This window comes from Pseudomonas sp. PDM28 (assembly GCF_019219115.1).
Taxonomy (GTDB): Bacteria; Pseudomonadota; Gammaproteobacteria; order Pseudomonadales; family Pseudomonadaceae; genus Aquipseudomonas; species Aquipseudomonas laurylsulfatiphila.
Genome location: NZ_JAHUWG010000001.1, coordinates 694,473 through 715,400, shown reverse-complemented (window position 1 = coordinate 715,400; position 20,928 = coordinate 694,473). Strand labels below are relative to the sequence as shown.

The following is a 20,928-nucleotide window of genomic DNA, read 5'->3' as shown; positions in this document are numbered from 1 at the left end:
CTCCCCTTAGCTCAGGCGCAGGCGGCTCGCGCCCACCAGCCAGCTGTAAATCAGATAAAGCACGACCGTTGCGAGCAACAGCAGCCCACCGAGTGCGGTCGCCATGCCCCAGTTGATGCTGGTGTTGGTGTAGAAGGCGACGAAGTAGCTGACCATCTGATCGTTCGGGCTACCCAGCAATGCCGGGGTGATGTAGTAGCCGATGGCGAGGATGAACACCAGCAGGCAACCGGCGCCGACACCGGCATAGGTCTGCGGGAAGTACACCCGCCAGAAGCTGGCGAACGGATGGCAGCCGAGGGAAATCGCGGCGCGCATGTAAGTCGGCGAGATGCCTTTCATCACGCTGTAGATCGGCAGGATCATGAACGGCAGCAGGATGTGCACCATGGAGATGTAGACACCGACGCGGTTGAACACCAGTTCGATCGGCTTGTCGATGATGCCCATGGCCATCAGGCCGCTGTTGATCAGGCCGCCCGACTGCAGCAACACGATCCACGCCGCGACCCGCACCAGAATCGAAGTCCAGAACGGCAACAGCACCAGAATCATCAGCAGGTTGCTCTGGCGCGACGGCAGATTGGCCAGCAGGTAAGCCAGTGGATACGCCAGCACCAGGCAGATCACGGTGATGATCAGGCCCATCCAGAAGGTGCGGGCAAAGATGTCGAGGTAGATTGCTTGGTCCGGGGTGGCCGGGGCGATTTCGCCGAGGTCGTCGATGCGATGATCGACAGCCGCCAGCAGGTAATACGGGGTGATGCTGCTGGTGTTGCGGCGCACCGCTTGCCAGTAGGCCGGGTCGCCCCAGCGCTCATCGAGACCTTCCAGCGCTTCTTTATAGGAGGCCGGCTCGGTGGCAAGCGGCAAGGCGCGGGCGGTTTTGGTCAGCAGGCTGCGGTAGCCGGCCAGCTCCATGTTCAGGCGCTTGGACAGATCGCCCAGGGTCTGGTTCTTGCGGGCTTCGGCGAGGTCTTCGGCCGCCGCTTTGTAAACCGGTTCAGCGGGCAGGCCGCGGCCGTCCCAGCTGGCGATGGCGGTCACGGTGCGCGGCATGCCGCCGACCACTTCCGGGTTGCCAACGCTTTTGTAGAGCAGCGCCACGATCGGCACCAGGAACACCAGCAACAGAAACAACACTAGCGGCGCGATCAACGCCTGGGCCTTCCAGCGGTTGACCCGCTCGGCGTGCTTGAGCCGCTGCTTCAAGGTGGGGCTGGTGCCCTCGTTCAGGGGAACGGCGATAGCCATGACGTACTCCGGGAATCTTTGATCGTACAGAGGCGGAGAACCACCTCTGTTGTGTTGAAACACCGCAACCTGTGGGAGCGAGCTTGCTCGCGATGAGGCCATCACATTCAACATCTATGTTGATTGACCCACCGCTTTCGCGAGCAAGCTCGCTCCTACAGCGTAAGTCCGCGGTGCGGTCTTACTTGGCCGCCCAGGAATTGAAGCGCTGTTCCAGTTGCTCGCCGTTGTCAGCCCAGAAGCTGACGTCGATCTGCACCTGGTTGGCGATGTTTTCCGGGGTGGTCGGCATGTCTTTCAGGACATCCTTGGCCAGCAAGGGTACGGCTTGGGTGTTGGCCGGGCCGTAGGCGATGTTTTCCGAGTAGGTCTTCTGCTGCTGTGGCATCACCGAGAAGGCGATGAACTTCTTCGCTGCTTCAGCACGCTTGGCATCCAGACCTTTTGGAATGGCCCATGCGTCGAAGTCGTAGATGCCACCGTTCCACACGACTTTCAGGTTGCTTTCTTTCTGCACGGCAGCGATCCGGCCGTTGTAGGCCGAACTCATGACCACGTCACCGGAAGCAAGGTATTGCGGCGGTTGTGCACCGGCTTCCCACCACTGGATGTTCGGCTTGAGTTCATCGAGCTTCTTGAACGCGCGGTCCTGACCGTCTTTGCCGGCCAGCACTTTGTAGACGTCTTTCGGCGCTACGCCGTCGGCCATCAGTGCGAATTCCAGGGTGTACTTGGCGCCTTTACGCAGGCCACGCTTGCCCGGGAACTGCTTGGTGTCCCAGAAATCCACCCAACTGGTCGGTGCGGTTTTCAGCTTGTCGGCGTTGTAGGCCAGCACGGTCGACCACACGAAGAAACCCACGCCGCACGGCTGGATGGCGCCCTTGACGTAGTCTTCGGTCTTGCCGAACAACTTCGGATCAAGCTGCTCGAACATGTCTTCGTCGCAACCACGGGACAGTTCCGGCGACTCAACCTCTACCAGATCCCAGGACACGCTCTTGGTGTCGACCATGGCCTTGACCTTGGCCATTTCGCCGTTGTACTCGCCGGCCACGATCTTGCCGTTGCCTGCCGCTTCCCACGGTGCGTAGAAGGCTTTGACCTGAGCCGCCTTGTTCGCCCCGCCAAAGGACACCACGGTCAGGTCAGGGCCGGCCGCCATTGCGTGTGCCGCGCCCATCATGCCCAGTGCCAAAGCGGTGAATTTCAGGGATCTCAACATTTATTGTTCTCTCCACGTGCAGGGTTGGTGTTGGTATTGCCGGGGCGATCAGTTCGCCTCTAGAAGGGGATCAAGCGCGCGCACGTGCTCGACCTGCCAGCCAAGCGGTACCACGTCGCCGACGGCGAGCGAGGGATCAAGCTCGGCAATCGGTTGTTTCACGAAGAAGTCGGTCTTGCCGCAGACTTCCATGCGCACCCGGACGTGGTCGCCCAGATAGATGAATTCCTCGACCCGCCCGGAGAAGCGGTTGACGCATTGGTCGCTGGAACCGTTGAGGCTCACTCGCTCCGGACGAATGGACAGGGTGACCGGCTCACCGGTCTGACCAACGTTGACCGCCAGGGCTTCCACCTTCTCACCGCGCCCGAGCTCCACAATGCAACGGTCGCCGGTTTGGCTGTGCAGGCGGCCATTGAGGCGGTTGTTCTCGCCGATGAAGTTGGCGACGAAGGTGTTTTTCGGCTCTTCGTAGAGGGTGCGCGGCGGCGCGATCTGCTGGATTTCGCCCTGATGGAACACCGCCACACGGTCGGACATGGTCAGGGCTTCGCCCTGATCGTGGGTCACGTAGACCACGGTGACGCCCAAGCGCTGGTGCAGGTGCTTGATTTCCATCTGCATGTGTTCACGCAGTTGTTTGTCGAGTGCGCCGAGAGGTTCGTCCATCAGCACCAGTTGCGGCTCGAACACCAGCGCCCGGGCCAAGGCCACACGCTGTTGCTGACCACCGGAGAGCTGCGCCGGGTAGCGTTGGGCGAAGCTGTCGAGCTGGACCATGCTCAGTACGCGCTTGACCCGGGCACTGACGTCGCTCTTGTTCATGCCGCGCACGGTCAGCGGGAACGCCAGGTTCTCGGCCACCGTCATGTGCGGGAACAAGGCGTAGTTCTGAAACACCATGCCGATGTCGCGCTTGTGCGGCGGCACGTTGTTGATGGCGCGCCCGGCCAACAGGATTTCGCCCGCGGTCGGCGTTTCGAAGCCGGCGAGCATCATCAGGCTGGTGGTCTTGCCGGAGCCGGACGGCCCGAGCAACGTGAGGAATTCGCCTTTGCGAATGTCCAGGTTGAGGTCTTTGACGATCAGGTTCTCGCCGTCGTAGCTCTTCTGCACTCCACGAAAGCTGACCAGAACATCATTGGCCCCTGCACTTGAATCGACCTGGCTCATACCCACACCTTTGTTATTGATGACTGCTGTGGGGTTAAGCCTAGTGGACGCTGGGGACCACGCAAATCGGGGGGCAAGAGAGATTCGCCTCAGCCGGATGGAAGGTTGGGGGTAGGGATTGCCCTACAAGGATGGCGCGTTTTGGCAAACGCAGTGACCGGCGGTCAGCTGCAGGCCGCCAGCATAGGCAAAAGCGCTGCCAAGCGTGTCGCAAATGGACATGCCACCACGACACCTGTGGGAGCGAGCCTGCTCGCGAAGGCGGTGTGTCAGTCGACATGAATATAGATTGATCAGACGCTTTCGCGAGCAGGCTCGCTCCCACAATGTAAGGCGGTAGTGTTTAGAGGAGCTTGTGCTCCATCGCGTACTTCACCAGTTCCGCCAGCGAGGTGATGTTGAGCTTCTGCATCAGCCGCGCCTTGTGGGTGCTGATGGTCTTGCTGCTCAGTGCCAGTTGCTGGGCAATGTCGTTGACGTTCGCGCCTTGAGCCAGGCGTTCGAACACGGAAAACTCGCGCTCGGAGAGCAACGAATGCAATGGCCTCGAGTCGGTAAGACCGACCTCGAAGACCATGCGGTCGGCCAGTTCCGGGTCGATATAACGCCCGCCTGACGCCACTTTGCGAATGGCCGTCAGCAACAGTGCCGGATCACTGTCCTTGGTCGCATAACCGGCGGCCCCGACCTTCAGCGCCCGGGCAGCCATTTGCGCTTCGTCGTGCATCGACAACACCAGGATCGCCGGCGGATTGTTCAGGGCACGAATCCGCGGAATGGCCTCCAGGCCATTGACGCCCGGCATGGAAATGTCCAGCAACACCACTTCGCAGGGCACATGACGCAAGGTGTCGAGCAACTGCTCGCCATTGCTCGCCTCCCCCACCACCAGCAAGTCCTTGGCCAGGCCAATCAGCTGCTTGATGCCTTCGCGGACAATGGTGTGGTCTTCGGCTACCAGTACACGGATCACGTTCTTCTCCAGATTCAAGATCATTCGCGAGCAAGCCCGCTCCCACAAGGGATTTTGTGACCACCCTAGACCCACTGTGGGAGCGGGCTTGCCCGCGAAGGCGTCAGTACAGACAACACAACTTATTCAGGCAACATCCAATGGCACTTTCACACTCAGGGTCGTGCCTTCACCCGGCTCACTCTCAAGGGATAACTCACCCCCCATGATCAACACCCGCTCACGCATTCCGACGATCCCGAAGGACGTTGGCCTGCCAGGCGCAGCAACAAATCCTACGCCATCATCGGCGACCGTCAGACACAACTCGTCGCCTTCCAGCGCCAGTGTCAGTTCAACAGTATGCGCCTGGGCATGGCGCATGACATTGGTCAGTGCCTCCTGAAGGATCCGGAACAGGCCGATGGCCTTGGCATCGCTGAGCACCGGCAGATTGTCCGGCACCTGCACCAGACACGGAATCTGCGTACGCGCCTCGAATCGCCGGGCCTGCCATTCGATGGCCGAGGCAATGCCGGCATCGAGAATCGGCGGGCGCAAGGCAGTCGCCACGTCGCGAACCAATTGGAAGAGCTGGGCGATCAGGCGCTTCATGCTGCCCAGGCGCTCGTTAAGGCCCGGATCAAGTTGCGCGTAAGCCAGTTCGCACATGGAGGTTTCCAGCTTGAGCACGGTCAGCATCTGCCCCAGTTCATCGTGAACTTCCCGGGCGATGCGCGCTTTTTCTTCTTCGCGCACGCTCTCCAGGTGCGCGGACAACTCACGCAGTTGTTCCCGGGAGCTGGCCAGTTCAAGCTCGATGCGCTTGCTCTCGCTGATGTCCCAGACGATGCCGTCCCAGACATAGGCGCCGTCCTCCAGCCGGCGGGTGATGGCCTTGATTTCCGCCCAGCGCTGCTCGCCCTGACGCGTGAGGATTCGCCCTTGCCACGACCAGTCGCTGTCGGTGTCCAACGCATGGTCCTGGGTCTGGTGATAACTCGCCTTGTCATCCGGATGCACCAGGCTGCGCAGGCCTTTGTCGCGATGCGCCAGTGTGGCCGGTGAATAACCCACCAGGCTTTCGCTGCCCTCACTGATGTAGGCAAAGTCGATCTGGCCGGTCACCGGTGCCCGCTCCAGGCGGAAAACCAGCCCCGGAACGTTGGCGGCGATGCCTTGCAGCCGCGCCTCGCTTTCCTGCAAGGCCGCCAGGGCGCGGCGCCGCTCGGTGACGTCGTTGAGGTAAACCACCAGGTATTCGCCATCGCGAAAACGCAGAAAACTCAACGAAACATCAGCCGGCAGTATGCTGCCGTCGGCGCGCACGCAGTTGGTTTCGAAGCTTTGCGGGCCCTCTTCACTGGCCCGGGCGCGTTTCCACAGATTGAGCCAACGATCCATGTGCAGGCCGGGTTCGAAATCGATCAAGGGCCGATCGATGATCGCGCCAGCTGGATAGCCGAGCATGCTTTCCGCCGCACGATTGGCGTAGCGCACGTGGCTGTCCCAGTTGACCCAGAGGATGCCGACGGTGCTTTGATCGATGGAAAACTGGGTCAGCCGCAGGGCCTCTTCGCTGGCGGCACGCAAGGCAATGTCTTCCTGCGCGGCCATCAGGCGTTGTTCCAGGCTGTGCTGCTGGCGACGCTGCCAGAACACGATGGCCATGCAACTCAACGCCAGCACGGCCAGCAACAGGCAGAGGTTTTGCCAGAACCCCCGCGACTCGGTGAGACGTGGATACTTGGGCTGCAGCCATTGATTGTGCAGTTGCTCCAGATCCTTGGCCGGAATCGCCCGCAATGCGCTTTCGACAATACCCGCCAGTTCCGGCTTGTCGCGACGCGTGGCTACCCGCAACAGCTGCGGCAGGCCGACATCCCCGACTACCACCAACCCGGCAAACTCCGGCTCGACGGAGAGACGCCCCAATTGTGCTTCATCGACCACCGCATAAGCCGCCTGCTGGCCCGTCACTAACTGCAATGCCTGGCGCTCCATCGGCACGCCCTGCAGATTCAGGTGCGGATAGTTGCTGTGCAGGTAATCGGCGATGGCGCTGGGCATGCGCACGGCGACGCGGGTCTGGCTGTCGAGCTTTTCCAGTTCGATTGCCCCGGCGCTTTTCTGGTCGCTGACCACCAGTTGCGGCACCCGCATATAGGGGTCGGAGAATTGCCAGAGGCGCAGCCCGCCAGGTGTCTGGGTCAGTCCCGGGGCGATGTCGATTTCGCCTTCGCGTGCGGCAGCTTCCAGTTGTTCAAGGTCGGAAAAGTTGCGCCAGCTCAGCTCGACGTCGAGGGTCTTTGCCAGCCGCTTCATCAAGTCGACATTCACCCCGGACAGGCGCTGCAAGCGGCGATCGTATTGCGCATAGGGTGCCTGCAACACCAGTCCGACCCGTAACTCGCCCTGCTGCGTCAGCCAATGCTGTTGTTTCGGGGTCAGTTGGGCAACGTGCGTCGGGGGCACGACTGCCGCCCAACCCATCAAGGGAAACCACAAACAGCCGATAACCCACAGGCAGCGAAAACGCATCATTGAACTCTCACACACTGACAAATACTGACCAACCCATTAGGCTGCCGGAACCACTTCTGGCCTGGAATATCCGATGCCCCCTGTCTACCGCCTGGCACTGCCAGCATTGTGCCTGTCGCTGATCCTGCCTTGCGTTTTTTCCGTCGAGGCGGCCGAACCGGCGCCTGTCGCAGCAGAAAAGGCCGCCGAAGAAAAACCACTCGAACGTCAGCCGCTGCCTGAGCGTAGTCAGGAAGAAGCGACTGCACTCGAGCGAAAAATCCCGGCTCAGGAACAGCAACAACTGCAAGCGGGCACCGAGACTTTTCTGGCATTGTGGAAACCGGCCAATACCGCCGAACCCAAAGGCGCGGTGATTATCATCCCGGGCGCCGGCGAAACCGTTGACTGGCCGCAAGCGGTCGGTCCGTTGCGGCGCAAATTGCCGGACGCCGAGTGGAGCAGCCTGAGTATCACCTTGCCGGACCTGCAAAGCGATGCCATTGCGCCACGAATCGTGGAGGTAACGTCGGCGCCCAAGGCCCCCGAAGCCGGCAGCAAGGACTCGACCACCGCAGCCCCGATCGAACAGGTGGCCGGTGGCGAGGCCGATGTGGCCGACAAGGCCATCGCCGAAACCACCGAAGAACAATCCAAAGCAGATGCCGAGCGCATCTTCGGCCGGATCGACGCCGCGATTGCGTTTGCCGAACAACAAAGCGCCCGCAGCATCGTGGTGCTGGGGCATGGCACTGGCGCCTATTGGGCAGCGCGCTACCTGAGCGAGAAGCAGCCATCGCAAGTCGAGAAACTGGTCATGGTCGCCACTCGCACACCGGTGGCAGCGAAGCCCGAGCTGGCGGAACTGGCCCCGACCCTGAAACTGCCGACCGCCGATATTTACTACAAAGACAAAGCGCTGGACCGCAACGCCGCACTGGAACGCCTGCAGGCCAGCAAACGCTTGAAGTCCTCCACGTTCAGTCAGGTCGCGCTCAAGGCCTTGCCCGATAGCAAGGCCGAACAGGAGCAATTGTTCCGGCGGGTGCGGGGTTGGTTGAATCCGCAGAACCCGGCGGACTGACAGACCGAGGCGCTTCATTCGCGAGCAAGCCCGCTCCCACAGGTTTTATGCCGATCACGAAATGGCGGACGACATCAAACCTGTGGGAGCGGGCTTGCTCGCGAAGGGGCCATTACAGGCAACACAAAGCGGTTCGCCTAGCGAAAATCCCGCCGCTCCCGAATCAGCGTATAGGCACTATGCAGTTCACGCGTTCGCTCAGTGGCCTCACGCACCTGCATCGCCGTCGCGCCACTGCCGGCAATCTTGTCCGGATGATGGCGACTGAGCAGGCGCCGATAAGCACGCTTGATCTGCGCAGGCTCGGTGGTGGCCGACACCCCCAACAGCTTCAAGGCGTCCTGATAGCTTGGCACGCTGTTGCCCAATGGCCGCTTCTGCGGCTCATAATCGTGGGCCAACGCCTGCACCTGGTGCGGCGTCCAGCCCAGCCACTGGCCCCACTGGCGGATCAATTCACGTTCACTGCTGCCGGCACGACCATCGGCCCACACCATTCGCCAGCAGGCGCGTAACACGCCCTCCGCCGCATGGGGCTGGGCACTCAGGCGACGCAGATACCCACGCAGCCGATCGCGACCCGACTTGCCACGGTTGAACGCGGCAATTGCACGGCGCTGAGCCGCCCCGGACATGTCCAGCGAGCGCATTTCCGCCCGGGCCTGTTCGATGTGCCCGGCCATCACCTGACCGTCGCACTTGGCCAGGCGTCCCAGCAGGACAAACAGCAATTCGTCGTTGCGCAGCACCGGGCGGCCGCCCAGTTTCTCCCGCAAATGCCCCCAACTCTGCAGCTGCAAGCGCCGATCCAGCGCCTGCCCCAACAATGCGCCGAGCATGGCCCCTGGAATGCTGGCTATGGCAAAGCCCGCTCCGGCTCCGATCAGAGTCCCTGGCCACAGCATGTCAGCGGCTCGCTTCTATTAATGTTTCAACTTCGGCCAGACGCTCGTGAGTGCCGACATCGACCCAGTGCCCCCGCAACTGCTCGCCGGTCACCTGCCCGTCAGCCATGGCTTTGCGCAACAGTGGCGCGAGCTTGAAGGCCCCGGCGGTGCAACCGTCGAACAACTGCGGGTGCAACACGGCGATGCCGCTGTAGGTCAGGGTGGGAGCCTGCGGTTGACCGTCGTGCACCTGATTCCCGACCAGGCTGAAGTCCCCGGTCGGATGATGCGGCGGGTTGCTGGCCAGCACCAAGTGCGCCAGGCCATTGATGGGTTGGTGCAGCACACTGAAGTCGTAATCGGTCCAGATGTCGCCGTTGACCACCACAAAGGCTTCATCTCCCAACAACGGCAAGGCGCGGAAAATCCCGCCGCCGGTTTCCAGGGGTTCACCTTCCGCCGAGTACTGGATGCTCACACCATAGCGCGAACCATCGCCCAGATAGTCTTCGATCTGCTGACCGAGCCAGGCGTGATTGATCACGATGTCGGTGAACCCGGCGGCAGCCAGCGCCCGCAGGTGATACTCGATCAGCGGTACACCGCCGGCACGCACCAGCGGTTTTGGCGTGGTCAGGGTCAGCGGGCGCATGCGCTCGCCTTTGCCCGCGGCCAGAATCATTGCCTTCATGCTTTCACTCCGGCACGCAGACTGGCCAACAGCACATCCAGCTCGGCCAGTTCGGGGCGGCGAGCGATCACGGCATCTATATAGGCAAAGAAACGCGGAACATCGCCCAGATAACGCGGTTTGCCGTCGCGATGGCAGATACGCGCGAAAATACCGATGACTTTCAGGTGACGTTGCACGCCCATCAAGTCGCTGGCACGCAGAAAGTCCTCGAACTCGGGCTGAACCGGAATACCCAGGGCGCCCGCCTGTTGCCAGTAGCTTTCGAGCCAGCCGTGTACACGCTCCTCGGGCCAACTGAGGAAGGCGTCCTTGAACAGGCAGGTCACGTCGTAGGTCACCGGGCCATATACCGCATCCTGGAAATCCAGCACGCCGGGGTTGGGCTCGCTGAGCATCAGGTTGCGCGGCATGAAGTCGCGATGCACCAGGACTTTTGGCTGTGCCAGGGCGCTGTCGATCAACAGATCGCTGACCTGCTGCCAGAGCACTTGCTGCGCCGCGTCGAATTCGATGCCCAATTCGCGCTTCACGTACCACTCGGGGAACAGTTCCAGTTCGCGACGCAGTAATGCCACGTCATAGCTCGGCAGCGGCGCAACCATCGGCAACTGCTGGAAAGCCAGCAACGCCTGCAGGGCATCCTTGAACAAATCGTCGGCGTTTTCGCTGCCGATGACGTCCAGATAGGTCTTATTGCCCAGGTCATTGAGCAAAAGAAACCCGCGCTCCAGGTCTTCGGCATAAATTTTCGGCACATTTATTCCGGATTTCGCCAGCAAAAAGGCGATATCCACGAAGGGTTTGCAGTTCTCCTGGGGCGGTGGCGCGTCCATCACGATGAAACTTCTGCCATCGCCTTCCCAGCGGAAATACCGCCGGAAACTCGCATCGCTGCTGGCCGCGGTCAACGTGGCCGGGGGTACGACGCCCCAACCCTGTTCGGCAAAAAGGATTGCCAATTGTTCATCGAGCCAAACTTTCAGGTGTTGCAAGCGTACATCTTGATCAGGCATTGCAAGGGTCTCCGACGGCGCTAGCCGTCAAGCGGGTCATGCTTTATTATCCAGCATCTTTTTCAGACCATCGAGAGGCGTGCGGCCCACACCGCGGGCAGATGGCACGCAGGAAGCCCGGACTAATAAGATGGCATTGAAATCCCCCGCGTTTCGTAAAAAATTTCCGTTGTTGGTTACCGGCAGTTTGCTGGCGCTGCAACCCCTTGCCACTTCCTACGTGGTCGCCGCGGAACAGTTTGACTGCTCAGTCTCTGCTTCGGGGTCCTGGGACTGCGCACCAAAGACGCCGGCGGCTGCATTGCCACCGCGTCCCGTCCATGACGGCAGCGCAGTTTCCGCCACTGGTGAAGCCCCGGCCGAAAACGGTTCCAGTGAAGACACTGGCGCCAAGCCGGTGCTGGTCACCGAATCCAAAGGCCGTGGCCTGAAGTCGCGTAGCGAAGACTACAGTCACCTCGACTGGGTTCCCCGCGAGCAGCTCACCGCCGCACAATTGGCTGAAACCGGTCCTTATTGCTCTGGTTCCTATATCGAACCGATTCGTCCTGGCATGAATGACAAGACGGATAAAAGTGACGCGCCTACCTTTATCGGCGCAAAAGCCTCCCGCTATAAGCAGGATGAGCAGGTCGCGACCCTGGCCGGCGACGTCGTCATGCGCCAGGGCAGCATGCAGGTCGAAGCCGACGAAGCCAACCTGTACCAGGCCGAGAGCCGTGGCGACCTGAATGGCAACGTGCGCATTCGCGACAACGGCGCCCTGATCGTCGGCGACCACGCCGACGTGCAGCTCGACACCGGTGAAGCCAAGGTCGACAACGCCGAATACGTGATGCACAAATCTCGCATCCGCGGTAATGCGCTGTACGCCAAGCGCGCCGAGAACGCGATCATCCGCCTCAAGGATGGTACGTACACCACGTGCGAACCGAACAGCAACGCCTGGCAGCTCAAGGGCAACAACATCACCCTGAACCCGGCCACCGGTTTCGGTACGGCGACCAACGTGACGCTGCGTGTCAAGGACATTCCGGTCCTGTACACGCCGTACATCTATTTCCCGATCGACGACCGTCGCCAGTCCGGCTTCCTGCCGCCGACCATCGGCACCGGCAGCGATACCGGCTTCATGCTGGTCACCCCGTACTACTTCAACCTGGCGCCGAACTACGATGCCACGTTGTACCCGCGCTACATGGAAAAGCACGGCTTGTTGATGGAAGGCGAGTTCCGCTACCTGACCAAGTCCAGCGAAGGCCAGTTCGGTGCGGCGTACCTCAACGACGAAAGCAACGAGCGCGACAAACAGTCCGACGCCGAAAAAAACCGCTACATGTACAACTGGCAGCACAAGGGTGGCCTCGACTCACGAGTACTCACGCAAGTCGACTACACCAAGATCAGCGATCCGTATTACTTCCAGGATCTGCAGACCGACCAGATTGGCATAAAAAGCAACGACTTCGTGAACCAGCAGGGTTCCGTGACCTATCGCGGCGAGGGCTATACCGCTCGCGCGAACGCCCAGGCATACGAACTGGCGAGCGTAGCGAACATTACGCCGTACGACCGCCTGCCGCAGCTTACCCTCGACGGTATGCTGCCTTACCATCCGGAAGGCCTGGATTTCACGTACAACACCGAGCTCGTGCGGTTTGACCGGGATCTGCAGAGCGGGACCTACTTTGACGAAGATGGCGTCGGGTCTCCCCGTATTGATAACAACATTCAAGGTCTGGCTCGCGCCAATGGCGACCGCCTGAATCTCGCGCCCGCCATGAGCCTGCCGATGAACACGACGTACGGCTTCCTGACACCGAAGCTCAAGTACCAGTACACCCAGTACCAACTGGATCTGGACGGTACCGGCAAAAGTCAGATCGCGCAGCAAAATCAGGCCGCAGCTGCCGCCGGGACTAAAAATTTCAACGGCAATTTCGACAGCAACCAGAACCGCGGCGTACCGATCGCCAGCATCGACAGCGGCCTGTACTTCGATCGCAATACCCAGTATTTCGGCAAGAACTACCGCCAGACCCTGGAGCCGCGCCTGTTCTACCTGTACGTGCCTGAGGTCGACCAGGAAGACATCCCGGTATTCGACACCAGCGAATACACCTTCAACTTTGCGTCGCTGTTCCGTGACAACCGTTTCTCCGGCTCCGACCGTGTCGGCGACGAGAACAAACTGTCCCTGGGCCTGACCAGCCGCTGGATCGAAGACAACGGCTTCGAGCGTCAACGCATCAGTGTCGGCCAGGCCTTGTACTTCAAGGACCGCGAAGTTCAGTTGCCAGGGATCAACCCAAAAACCCGCGCCGATGCACATTCGAATGTTTCGCCTTATGCGCTGGAATACGAATATCGCTGGAACCGCGACTGGCGCACCACGGCCGATTACAACTGGGACCCGGACAGCCGCAGCCCTCGCTCGGGCAGCGCGATGTTCCACTACCAGCCTGAAGACAACCCGAACAAGATCGTCAACCTTGGCTATCGCTATCGTAACGACCAGGTGATCTACAACCAGAACACCGGCCAATGGCAGTTCGGCGGTGACTACGGCACCCCTGGCCAGCCTGGCTACGTGAAGGATTACTACAAGATCGAACAGCACGACTTCTCGGTGATCTGGCCGATCGTGCCGCAATGGAGCGCTATCAGCCGCTGGCAGTATGACTACAACCGCAACCGTACCCTGGAAGCCTTCGGTGGTTTCGAGTACGACAGCTGCTGCTGGAAACTGCGCCTGATCAACCGTTACTTCGTTGATTACGACGAGTTCAGCCAGCAGGCACCGGAAAACGAAAAAGGCGACCATGGCGTCTTCCTCCAAATTGTTCTGAAGGGACTCGGCGGCCTCACCGGCGCCAAGGCAGAGAGCTTCCTCGACAAAGGCATTCAAGGTTATCGTGAACGTGAAGACCAAGCTTTCTGATTGTCTGCGCCCGCTGATGCTGGGCGCGCTGTTCCTGAGTACGGCGGCCAGTGCCGCCGTGCAGTCCATCGATAAAGTGGTGGCCATCGTCGACAACGACGTGGTCATGCAGAGCCAACTGGACCGACGCGTCCATGAAGTTCAGCAAACCATTGCCAAGCGTGGTTCTGCCGTGCCGCCGGCCAGCGTGCTGGAGCAGCAGGTACTTGAGCGCCTGATCGTCGAAAACCTGCAATTGCAGATCGGCGAGCGCTCCGGCATCCGCATTACCGATGAAGAGTTGAACCAGGCGGTCGGCACCATTGCCCAGCGCAACAACATGTCGATCGAGCAGTTCCGCGCCGCCCTGACTCGCGACGGTCTGTCCTACGACGACGCACGTGAGCAGATCCGTCGCGAAATGGTCATCAGCCGCGTGCGCCAGCGTCGGGTCGCCGAACGCATTCAGGTCTCCGAGCAGGAAGTGAAGAACTTCCTGGCGTCTGACCTGGGCAAAATGCAGCTGTCCGAAGAGTTCCACCTGGCCAACATCCTGATTCCTACGCCGGAAAGCGCCAACTCCGAAGCGATTCAGAGTGCCGCCAAACAGGCCGATGCGATTTACCAGCAGCTCAAGCAAGGCGCTGACTTCAGTCAGTTGGCAATCGCCAAATCCGCCAGCGAAACCGCTCTGGAAGGTGGTGACATGGGCTGGCGTAAAGCCGCTCAATTGCCTCCGCCGTTCGATCGTCTGCTGAGCACCATGCCGGTGGGTGATGTCACCCAGCCAATGCGCACGCCGGGCGGCTTCATCATCCTGAAGATCCTCGACAAGCGTGGCGGCGAGACCCAGATGCGCGATGAAGTGCATGTGCGTCACATCCTGGTCAAGCCGAGCCCGATCCGCGACGCAGCGAAAACCAAGGCCCTGGCCGAATCCCTCTACAGCCGTATCGAGGCTGGCGAAGACTTCGGCGAGCTGGCGAAAAACTACTCGGAAGACCCGGGTTCCGCCCTCAACGGCGGCGACCTGAACTGGATCGACCCGAACGCGCTGGTGCCCGAGTTCCGCGAAGTGATGGCCAAGACCCCGCAAGGTCAGCTGTCCAAGCCGTTCCAGACTCAATACGGCTGGCATGTGCTGGAAGTCCTGGGCCGTCGTGCCACCGACAGCACCAGCCAGGCTCGCGAGCAGCAAGCCATGACCGTTTTGCGTAACCGCAAATACGACGAAGAGCTGCAAACCTGGCTGCGTCAGATCCGTGACGAAGCGTACGTGGAAATCAAACTCCCTGGCGCCGACCAGGCAGCGCAGTGAAACCCCAACGTTTCGCGCTGACACCCGGTGAACCAGCCGGCATTGGTCCCGACCTGTGCCTGCTGCTCGCCTCGCAAGCCCAGCCCCATCCCCTGATTGCCATTACCAGCCGCGACCTGCTCATTGAGCGGGCCGCGCAACTGGGCGTGGCGGTCGACTTGCTGCCGGTCACCCCGGACAACTGGCCGGATGCACCCGCGCCAGCCAACAGCCTGTATGTCTGGGACACACCGCTCAACGCCAAGGTCATCGCCGGACAACTGGACAAGGCCAACGCTGCGTTCGTCCTGGAAACCCTGACCCGGGCCGGCCAAGGCTGCCTCAGCGGGGATTTTGCCGGGATGATTACCGCGCCGGTGCACAAAGGCGTCATCAACGAATCCGGCATCGCCTTTTCCGGGCACACGGAATTCCTTGCCGACCTGACCCACACCGCGCAAGTGGTGATGATGCTGGCCACTCGTGGCTTGCGCGTGGCCCTGGTGACCACTCACCTGCCCCTTCGCGAGATTGCCGATGCCATCACGCCGGAGCGCCTGGAACGCGTCACGCGAATCCTGCACGCCGACCTGCAAAACAAGTTCGGCATCGCCCGGCCACGCATCCTGGTCTGCGGGCTCAACCCGCATGCCGGTGAAGGCGGACACCTGGGCCATGAAGAAATCGATATCATCGAACCCACATTAGAGCGCCTGCGCGACGAGGGCATGGACCTTCGCGGTCCCCTGCCCGCCGACACTCTGTTTACCCCCAAATATCTGGAGCACTGCGATGCGGTGCTGGCGATGTACCACGACCAGGGCCTGCCGGTGCTGAAGTACAAAGGCTTCGGCGCGGCAGTCAACGTGACCCTCGGCTTGCCGATCATCCGCACCTCGGTCGACCATGGCACCGCCCTGGATCTGGCCGGCAGCGGCAAGATCGACACCGGCAGCCTGCAAGTCGCCCTGGAAACCGCCTACCAGATGGCCGAGACCCGTTTATGACCGAGCACTACCAACACAAGGCGCGCAAACGCTTTGGCCAGAACTTCCTGCACGATGCCGGCGTTATCGACCGCATCCTGCGCTCCATTCATGCCAAGGCAGAAGACCGCCTGCTGGAAATCGGCCCGGGCCAGGGCGCACTGACTCAAGGCCTGCTCAGCAGCGGCGCGCAACTCGACGTGGTGGAACTGGACAAGGACCTGATCCCGATCCTCAACCAGCAGTTTGCCGGCAAGAGCAACTTCAACCTGCATCAGGGCGATGCGCTGAAGTTCGACTTCAACAGCCTGAATGCCGCGCCAGGCAGCCTGCGAGTGGTCGGCAACCTGCCGTACAACATCTCCACGCCGCTGATTTTTCACCTGCTGCACAACTCGCACCTGATCCGCGACATGCACTTCATGCTGCAAAAGGAAGTGGTCGAGCGCCTGGCTGCGGGCCCGGGTGGTGGTGACTGGGGCCGTCTGTCGATCATGGTTCAGTACCATTGCCGGGTCGAGCACCTGTTCAACGTTGGCCCGGGCGCGTTCAACCCGCCACCGAAAGTCGATTCGGCCATCGTGCGCCTGGTGCCCCACGCGGTATTGCCGCACCCGGCCAAGGATCACCGCCTGCTGGAGCGCGTCGTGCGCGAAGCGTTCAACCAGCGCCGCAAGACCCTGCGCAACACCCTCAAGCTGCTGCTGAGCAATGCCGAAATCGAAGCCGCCGGCGTCGATGGCAGCCTGCGTCCCGAGCAGCTCGACCTGGCCGCCTTCGTGCGCCTGGCTGACACGCTCAGCGAGCAAGCGCCACAAAAGCCTGCCACTGACTGACAGGCGATGAGCGCTATCGGGTAGGACGCCACTCTGGTCTACTACCCGATACTTGGCCTAGACTGAACTCCATCAGCTACGCCCCGCGTCCCGCTTCGTTTTTAAGGCCCCTTGCATGTCCGATCCTCGTTATCAGGTCGACGTCAGCGTCGTCACCCGCTATCTGGCAGAACAATCGCAACCCGAGCACGACCGCTTTGCCTTCGCCTACACCATTACCGTGCAAAACAATGGCGAAATGCCTGCCAAACTGCTTTCACGGCACTGGGTCATCACCGATGGTGACGGGCATGTCGAAGAAGTCCGCGGCGCAGGCGTGGTGGGCCAGCAGCCGCTGATCGACCCGGGCAAGAGCCACACCTACAGCAGCGGCACGGTCATGACCACCAAGGTCGGCACCATGCAAGGCACCTATCAGATGCTTTCCGACGACGGCAAACATTTCGATGCCATCATCGCGCCCTTCCGCCTGGCGGTGCCCGGAGCCCTGCACTGATGGCAACCTACGCTGTCGGCGACCTGCAAGGCTGCCTTCAGGCCCTGCAGTGCCTGCTCAAACAAGTGGCGTTCGACCCTCAACGCGATCGCCTGTGGCTGGTGGGCGACCTGGTCAACCGCGGTCCGCAATCGCTGGAAACCCTGCGCTTCCTCTATAGCATCCGCGAATCGCTGGTGTGCGTGCTCGGCAACCATGACCTGCACCTTCTGGCAGCCGGACGCAACATCGAACGCCTGAAGAAGGCCGATACCCTGCACGAGATCATTGAAGCGTCGGATAGCGCCGAACTGCTCGAATGGCTGCGCCAGCAAAAGCTCATGCACTACGACGAACAGCGCAACGTGGCACTGGTCCATGCCGGCATTCCACCCCAATGGTCGCTACGCAAAGCCTTGAAGTGTGCTGCCGAAGTCGAGACTGCCTTGCGTGACGACAACCTGCTGCCGCCCTACCTCGATGGCATGTACGGCAACGATCCGGCGAAATGGGACAATGACCTCAAAGGCGTGACGCGCCTGCGGGTGATCACCAACTATTTCACCCGCATGCGTTTTTGCACCGCCGAAGGCAAACTCGACCTCAAGAGCAAGGAAGGCCTCGATACCGCCCCCCCCGGCTACAAACCCTGGTTCCAGCACAAGGAACGCAAGACCAAGGGCCTGAAGATCATCTTCGGCCACTGGGCAGCACTGGAAGGCAATATCAATGAGCCTGGCATCTCGGCCCTCGACACTGGCTGCGTCTGGGGCGGTGCCCTGACCTTGATGAACGTCGACAGTTTTGAGCGCCTGTCCTGCAAATGCGACGAACACGGCAATGCCCTGCCGCCAGTCGCCTCATCCATTCCCCAAACATCGCCAGCCAGCGCACCGCGCTAGACTGCCCATTCAGCCGAGCCACAGGAGCCCGCCATGAGCGAATTCAAACGCATCCCCCCGGAACAGGCCCAGGCCCTGCGCGAACAAGGCGCAGTGGTGGTCGACGTCCGCGACCCGGCCACTTTTGCCGCCCTGCATATCGCAGGCTCGAAGCATCTGGACAATCATTCCCTGCACGCTTTCATCCAGGGTGCCGACCTCGATGCGCCGACCGTCGTGGTCTGCTATCACGGCAATTCCAGCCAGGGTGCGGCCGCCTACCTGATCAGCCAGGGCTTCTCCGACGTCTACAGCATGGATGGCGGATTCGAGTTGTGGCGTACGACCTATCCTGCAGAAACGGCGCAAGGCACTGCCGAATAATTTTTTTGTAACGTTGCAGGCCCCGGCTCCCGCGGGCTAGCGCGGTGGCAGACGAACGGTCTGCCACAACTAATTACGTATCTCGCCTTTACCTCTCGAATTCCCAACTATCCTTAAGCCCAGGCCATCCAAAACAGGGGAGAGCCGGTACACCGGCGCACGGGTCATCGGGAGTAGCTTTCGGAGTCGTCAGCTCCGGGAGAGTTCTGGGGGGTAAACAGCAATCGCCTGTTCGGTTGCTGCCAGCATCGACTGAGTGATCCGGCGTCGGCTCCACGTATCGAGCGAGGTGACGTCATGAGTATCTTTAGCCACTTCCAACAACGCTTCGAGTCCACACGCCAGGAAGAACTCTCACTGCAAGAGTATCTTGAGCTGTGCAAAAAAGACCGCAGCGCCTACGTTTCCGCCGCCGAGCGTCTACTGCTGGCCATCGGCGAACCGGAACTGCTCGACACCTCGACCAACTCGAGGCTTTCGCGCATCTTCTCCAACAAGGTCATCCGCCGCTATCCGGCCTTTGAAGACTTCCACGGGATGGAAGAATGCATCGACCAGATCGTGTCGTATTTCCGCCACGCCGCTCAAGGCCTGGAAGAGAAGAAACAGATCCTGTACCTGCTCGGCCCTGTCGGTGGCGGTAAATCGTCCCTGGCCGAGAAGCTCAAGCAACTGATGGAAAAAGTGCCCTTCTACGCGATCAAGGGCTCGCCGGTATTCGAGTCGCCCCTGGGTCTGTTCAACTCCACTGAAGATGGAGCGATCCTCGAGGAAGACTTTGGCATTCCACGGCGCTACCTCAACACCATCATGTCGCCATGGGCGACCAAGCGCCTGGCCGAGTTCGGTGGCGACATCAGCCAGTTCCGCGTGGTGAAACTCTACCCGTCGATCCTCAACCAGATCGCCGTGGCCAAGACCGAGCCTGGTGACGAAAACAACCAGGACATTTCGGCGCTGGTGGGCAAGGTCGATATCCGCAAACTGGAGGAGTTCCCGCAGAACGACGCCGACGCCTACAGCTACTCGGGCGCCCTCTGCCGGGCCAACCAGGGCCTGATGGAATTCGTCGAAATGTTCAAGGCACCGATCAAGGTGCTGCACCCATTGCTGACCGCGACGCAGGAAGGCAACTACAACAGTACCGAAGGCCTTGGTGCGATTCCGTTCACCGGGATCCTGCTGGCGCACTCCAACGAATCGGAGTGGCACACCTTCCGCAACAACAAGAACAACGAAGCCTTCATCGACCGGATCTACATCGTCAAAGTGCCGTACTGCCTGCGGGTCAGTGACGAAGTGAAGATCTACGACAAGCTGCTGTTCAACAGTTCGCTGGCCAAGGCGCATTGCGCGCCGGACACCCTGAAGATGCTGGCCCAGTTCACCGTGCTCTCGCGTCTTAAAGAGCCGGAAAACTCCAACATCTATTCGAAGATGCGCGTGTACGACGGCGAGAACCTCAAGGACACCGATCCGAAAGCCAAGTCGATCCAGGAATACCGCGACAACGCCGGTGTCGACGAAGGCATGAACGGTCTGTCGACCCGCTTCGCGTTCAAGATCCTGTCGAAGGTGTTCAACTTCGATCCGCACGAAATTGCCGCCAACCCGGTACATCTGCTCTATGTGCTGGAACAACAGATCGAACAGGAACAGTTCCAGGCCGAGACCCGCGAACGCTATCTGCGCTTCCTCAAGGAGTACCTGGCACCGCGCTACATCGAATTCATCGGCAAGGAGATCCAGACTGCCTACCTCGAGTCCTACAGCGAGTACGGCCAGAACATCTTCGATCGCTACGTGCTGTACGCCGACTTCTGGATCCAGGACCAGGAATACCGCGACCCGGAAACCGGCGAAATCCTCAACCGCGTAGCCCTGAACGAAGAACTGGAGAAAATCGAAAAACCGGCCGGCATCAGCAATCCGAAGGATTTCCGCAACGAAATCGTCAACTTCGTCCTGCGTGCCCGGGCCAACAACAACGGCAAGAACCCGACCTGGCTCAGCTACGAAAAACTGCGGGTGGTCATCGAGAAGAAAATGTTCTCCAACACCGAGGACCTGCTTCCGGTCATCAGCTTCAACGCCAAGGCCAGCAAGGAGGATCAGCAAAAACACAACGACTTCGTCACACGGATGGTCGAGCGGGGCTACACCGACAAACAGGTACGACTGCTGTCCGAGTGGTACCTGCGGGTCAGAAAATCACAATAACCCGCTGCCGGTCAGACCGGTTGTCGTCAGCCAGAGACCTGTGTGCGCTTTTTCTGTTACACAGGCCTCTGGAAGGTGTTCGAAAGTCGGTAGCGAGTTCAGGCAGCATCCAAGGCGCTTGGGG

17 protein-coding genes are annotated in these 20,928 nt (G+C 60.7%); 9 read left to right on the top strand and 8 right to left on the bottom strand.

Annotated elements, in window-relative coordinates:
• Positions 1–6: 6 nt before the first annotated feature.
• The 5 genes from KW841_RS03265 to KW841_RS03245 all read right to left on the bottom strand — a co-directional run bounded on the left by KW841_RS03265 (position 7) and on the right by KW841_RS03245 (position 7,148).
• Positions 7–1,254, bottom strand: coding sequence for an ABC transporter permease (locus KW841_RS03265; RefSeq protein WP_007980201.1), 1,248 nt, complete (start codon positions 1,252–1,254; stop codon positions 7–9).
• Positions 1,255–1,435: 181 nt separating this feature from the next.
• A complete protein-coding gene (locus KW841_RS03260) occupies positions 1,436–2,479 on the bottom strand; it encodes an ABC transporter substrate-binding protein (protein ID WP_102700192.1) in 1,044 nt (347 codons plus the stop codon).
• 48 nt (positions 2,480–2,527) lie between these two features.
• The gene (locus KW841_RS03255; RefSeq protein ID WP_095964077.1) at positions 2,528–3,652 is read right to left on the bottom strand and encodes an ABC transporter ATP-binding protein; all 1,125 of its coding nucleotides are present in this window, start codon (positions 3,650–3,652) and stop codon (positions 2,528–2,530) included.
• Between the two features lie 343 nt (positions 3,653–3,995).
• Entirely contained in the window at positions 3,996–4,649 is a 654-nt protein-coding gene (locus tag KW841_RS03250) for a response regulator transcription factor (RefSeq protein WP_007993216.1), read from the bottom strand.
• A 102-nt stretch (positions 4,650–4,751) separates the two neighbouring features.
• The gene (locus tag KW841_RS03245) at positions 4,752–7,148 is read right to left on the bottom strand and encodes a PAS domain S-box protein (protein WP_218473474.1); all 2,397 of its coding nucleotides are present in this window, start codon (positions 7,146–7,148) and stop codon (positions 4,752–4,754) included.
• Between the two features lie 73 nt (positions 7,149–7,221).
• Here KW841_RS03245 and KW841_RS03240 point away from each other — a divergent pair, with 73 nt between their 5' ends.
• Complete coding sequence (locus KW841_RS03240; RefSeq protein WP_218473472.1) at positions 7,222–8,211, top strand: alpha/beta hydrolase family protein; 990 nt, start codon at positions 7,222–7,224, stop codon at positions 8,209–8,211.
• A gap of 137 nt (positions 8,212–8,348) precedes the next feature.
• Here KW841_RS03240 and KW841_RS03235 read toward each other — a convergent pair whose 3' ends face one another.
• Genes KW841_RS03235 through KW841_RS03225 form a run of 3 tightly spaced genes read right to left on the bottom strand, consistent with a single transcriptional unit; the run spans position 8,349 to position 10,805 of the window.
• Complete coding sequence (locus tag KW841_RS03235) at positions 8,349–9,116, bottom strand: TerB family tellurite resistance protein (RefSeq protein ID WP_218473470.1); 768 nt, start codon at positions 9,114–9,116, stop codon at positions 8,349–8,351.
• Position 9,117: 1 nt separating this feature from the next.
• Positions 9,118–9,789, bottom strand: a complete 672-nt coding sequence (gene murU, locus KW841_RS03230; protein WP_218473468.1) for an N-acetylmuramate alpha-1-phosphate uridylyltransferase MurU — start codon at positions 9,787–9,789, stop codon at positions 9,118–9,120.
• Positions 9,786–10,805 (bottom strand): aminoglycoside phosphotransferase family protein, encoded by a 1,020-nt coding sequence (locus KW841_RS03225; RefSeq protein ID WP_218473466.1) that lies wholly within the window; start codon positions 10,803–10,805, stop codon positions 9,786–9,788. Before KW841_RS03225 ends, murU begins: the two co-directional genes overlap by 4 nt.
• Before the next feature lie 130 nt (positions 10,806–10,935).
• Here KW841_RS03225 and KW841_RS03220 point away from each other — a divergent pair, with 130 nt between their 5' ends.
• The 8 genes from KW841_RS03220 to KW841_RS03185 all read left to right on the top strand — a co-directional run bounded on the left by KW841_RS03220 (position 10,936) and on the right by KW841_RS03185 (position 20,804).
• Positions 10,936–13,746, top strand: a complete 2,811-nt coding sequence (locus KW841_RS03220; RefSeq protein WP_218473464.1) for an LPS-assembly protein LptD — start codon at positions 10,936–10,938, stop codon at positions 13,744–13,746.
• Positions 13,721–15,043, top strand: coding sequence for a peptidylprolyl isomerase SurA (surA, locus tag KW841_RS03215; protein ID WP_007980211.1), 1,323 nt, complete (start codon positions 13,721–13,723; stop codon positions 15,041–15,043). Before KW841_RS03220 ends, surA begins: the two co-directional genes overlap by 26 nt.
• Entirely contained in the window at positions 15,040–16,029 is a 990-nt protein-coding gene (gene pdxA, locus KW841_RS03210) for a 4-hydroxythreonine-4-phosphate dehydrogenase PdxA (protein WP_218473462.1), read from the top strand. The genes surA and pdxA overlap by 4 nt, the downstream gene beginning before the upstream one ends.
• Positions 16,026–16,844 (top strand): 16S rRNA (adenine(1518)-N(6)/adenine(1519)-N(6))-dimethyltransferase RsmA, encoded by an 819-nt coding sequence (rsmA, locus tag KW841_RS03205; protein WP_218473459.1) that lies wholly within the window; start codon positions 16,026–16,028, stop codon positions 16,842–16,844. Before pdxA ends, rsmA begins: the two co-directional genes overlap by 4 nt.
• A 115-nt stretch (positions 16,845–16,959) precedes the next feature.
• Complete coding sequence (apaG, locus tag KW841_RS03200) at positions 16,960–17,340, top strand: Co2+/Mg2+ efflux protein ApaG (protein WP_007980214.1); 381 nt, start codon at positions 16,960–16,962, stop codon at positions 17,338–17,340.
• Complete coding sequence (locus KW841_RS03195; RefSeq protein WP_218473457.1) at positions 17,340–18,221, top strand: symmetrical bis(5'-nucleosyl)-tetraphosphatase; 882 nt, start codon at positions 17,340–17,342, stop codon at positions 18,219–18,221. The genes apaG and KW841_RS03195 overlap by 1 nt, the downstream gene beginning before the upstream one ends.
• A 33-nt stretch (positions 18,222–18,254) precedes the next feature.
• Positions 18,255–18,584 carry a thiosulfate sulfurtransferase GlpE gene (glpE, locus tag KW841_RS03190; protein WP_104450002.1) on the top strand — a complete coding sequence of 110 codons (330 nt, stop codon included), beginning with the start codon at positions 18,255–18,257 and terminating at the stop codon, positions 18,582–18,584.
• 297 nt (positions 18,585–18,881) lie between these two features.
• Positions 18,882–20,804, top strand: a complete 1,923-nt coding sequence (locus KW841_RS03185) for a PrkA family serine protein kinase (protein ID WP_007980217.1) — start codon at positions 18,882–18,884, stop codon at positions 20,802–20,804.
• Positions 20,805–20,928: the final 124 nt, after the last annotated feature.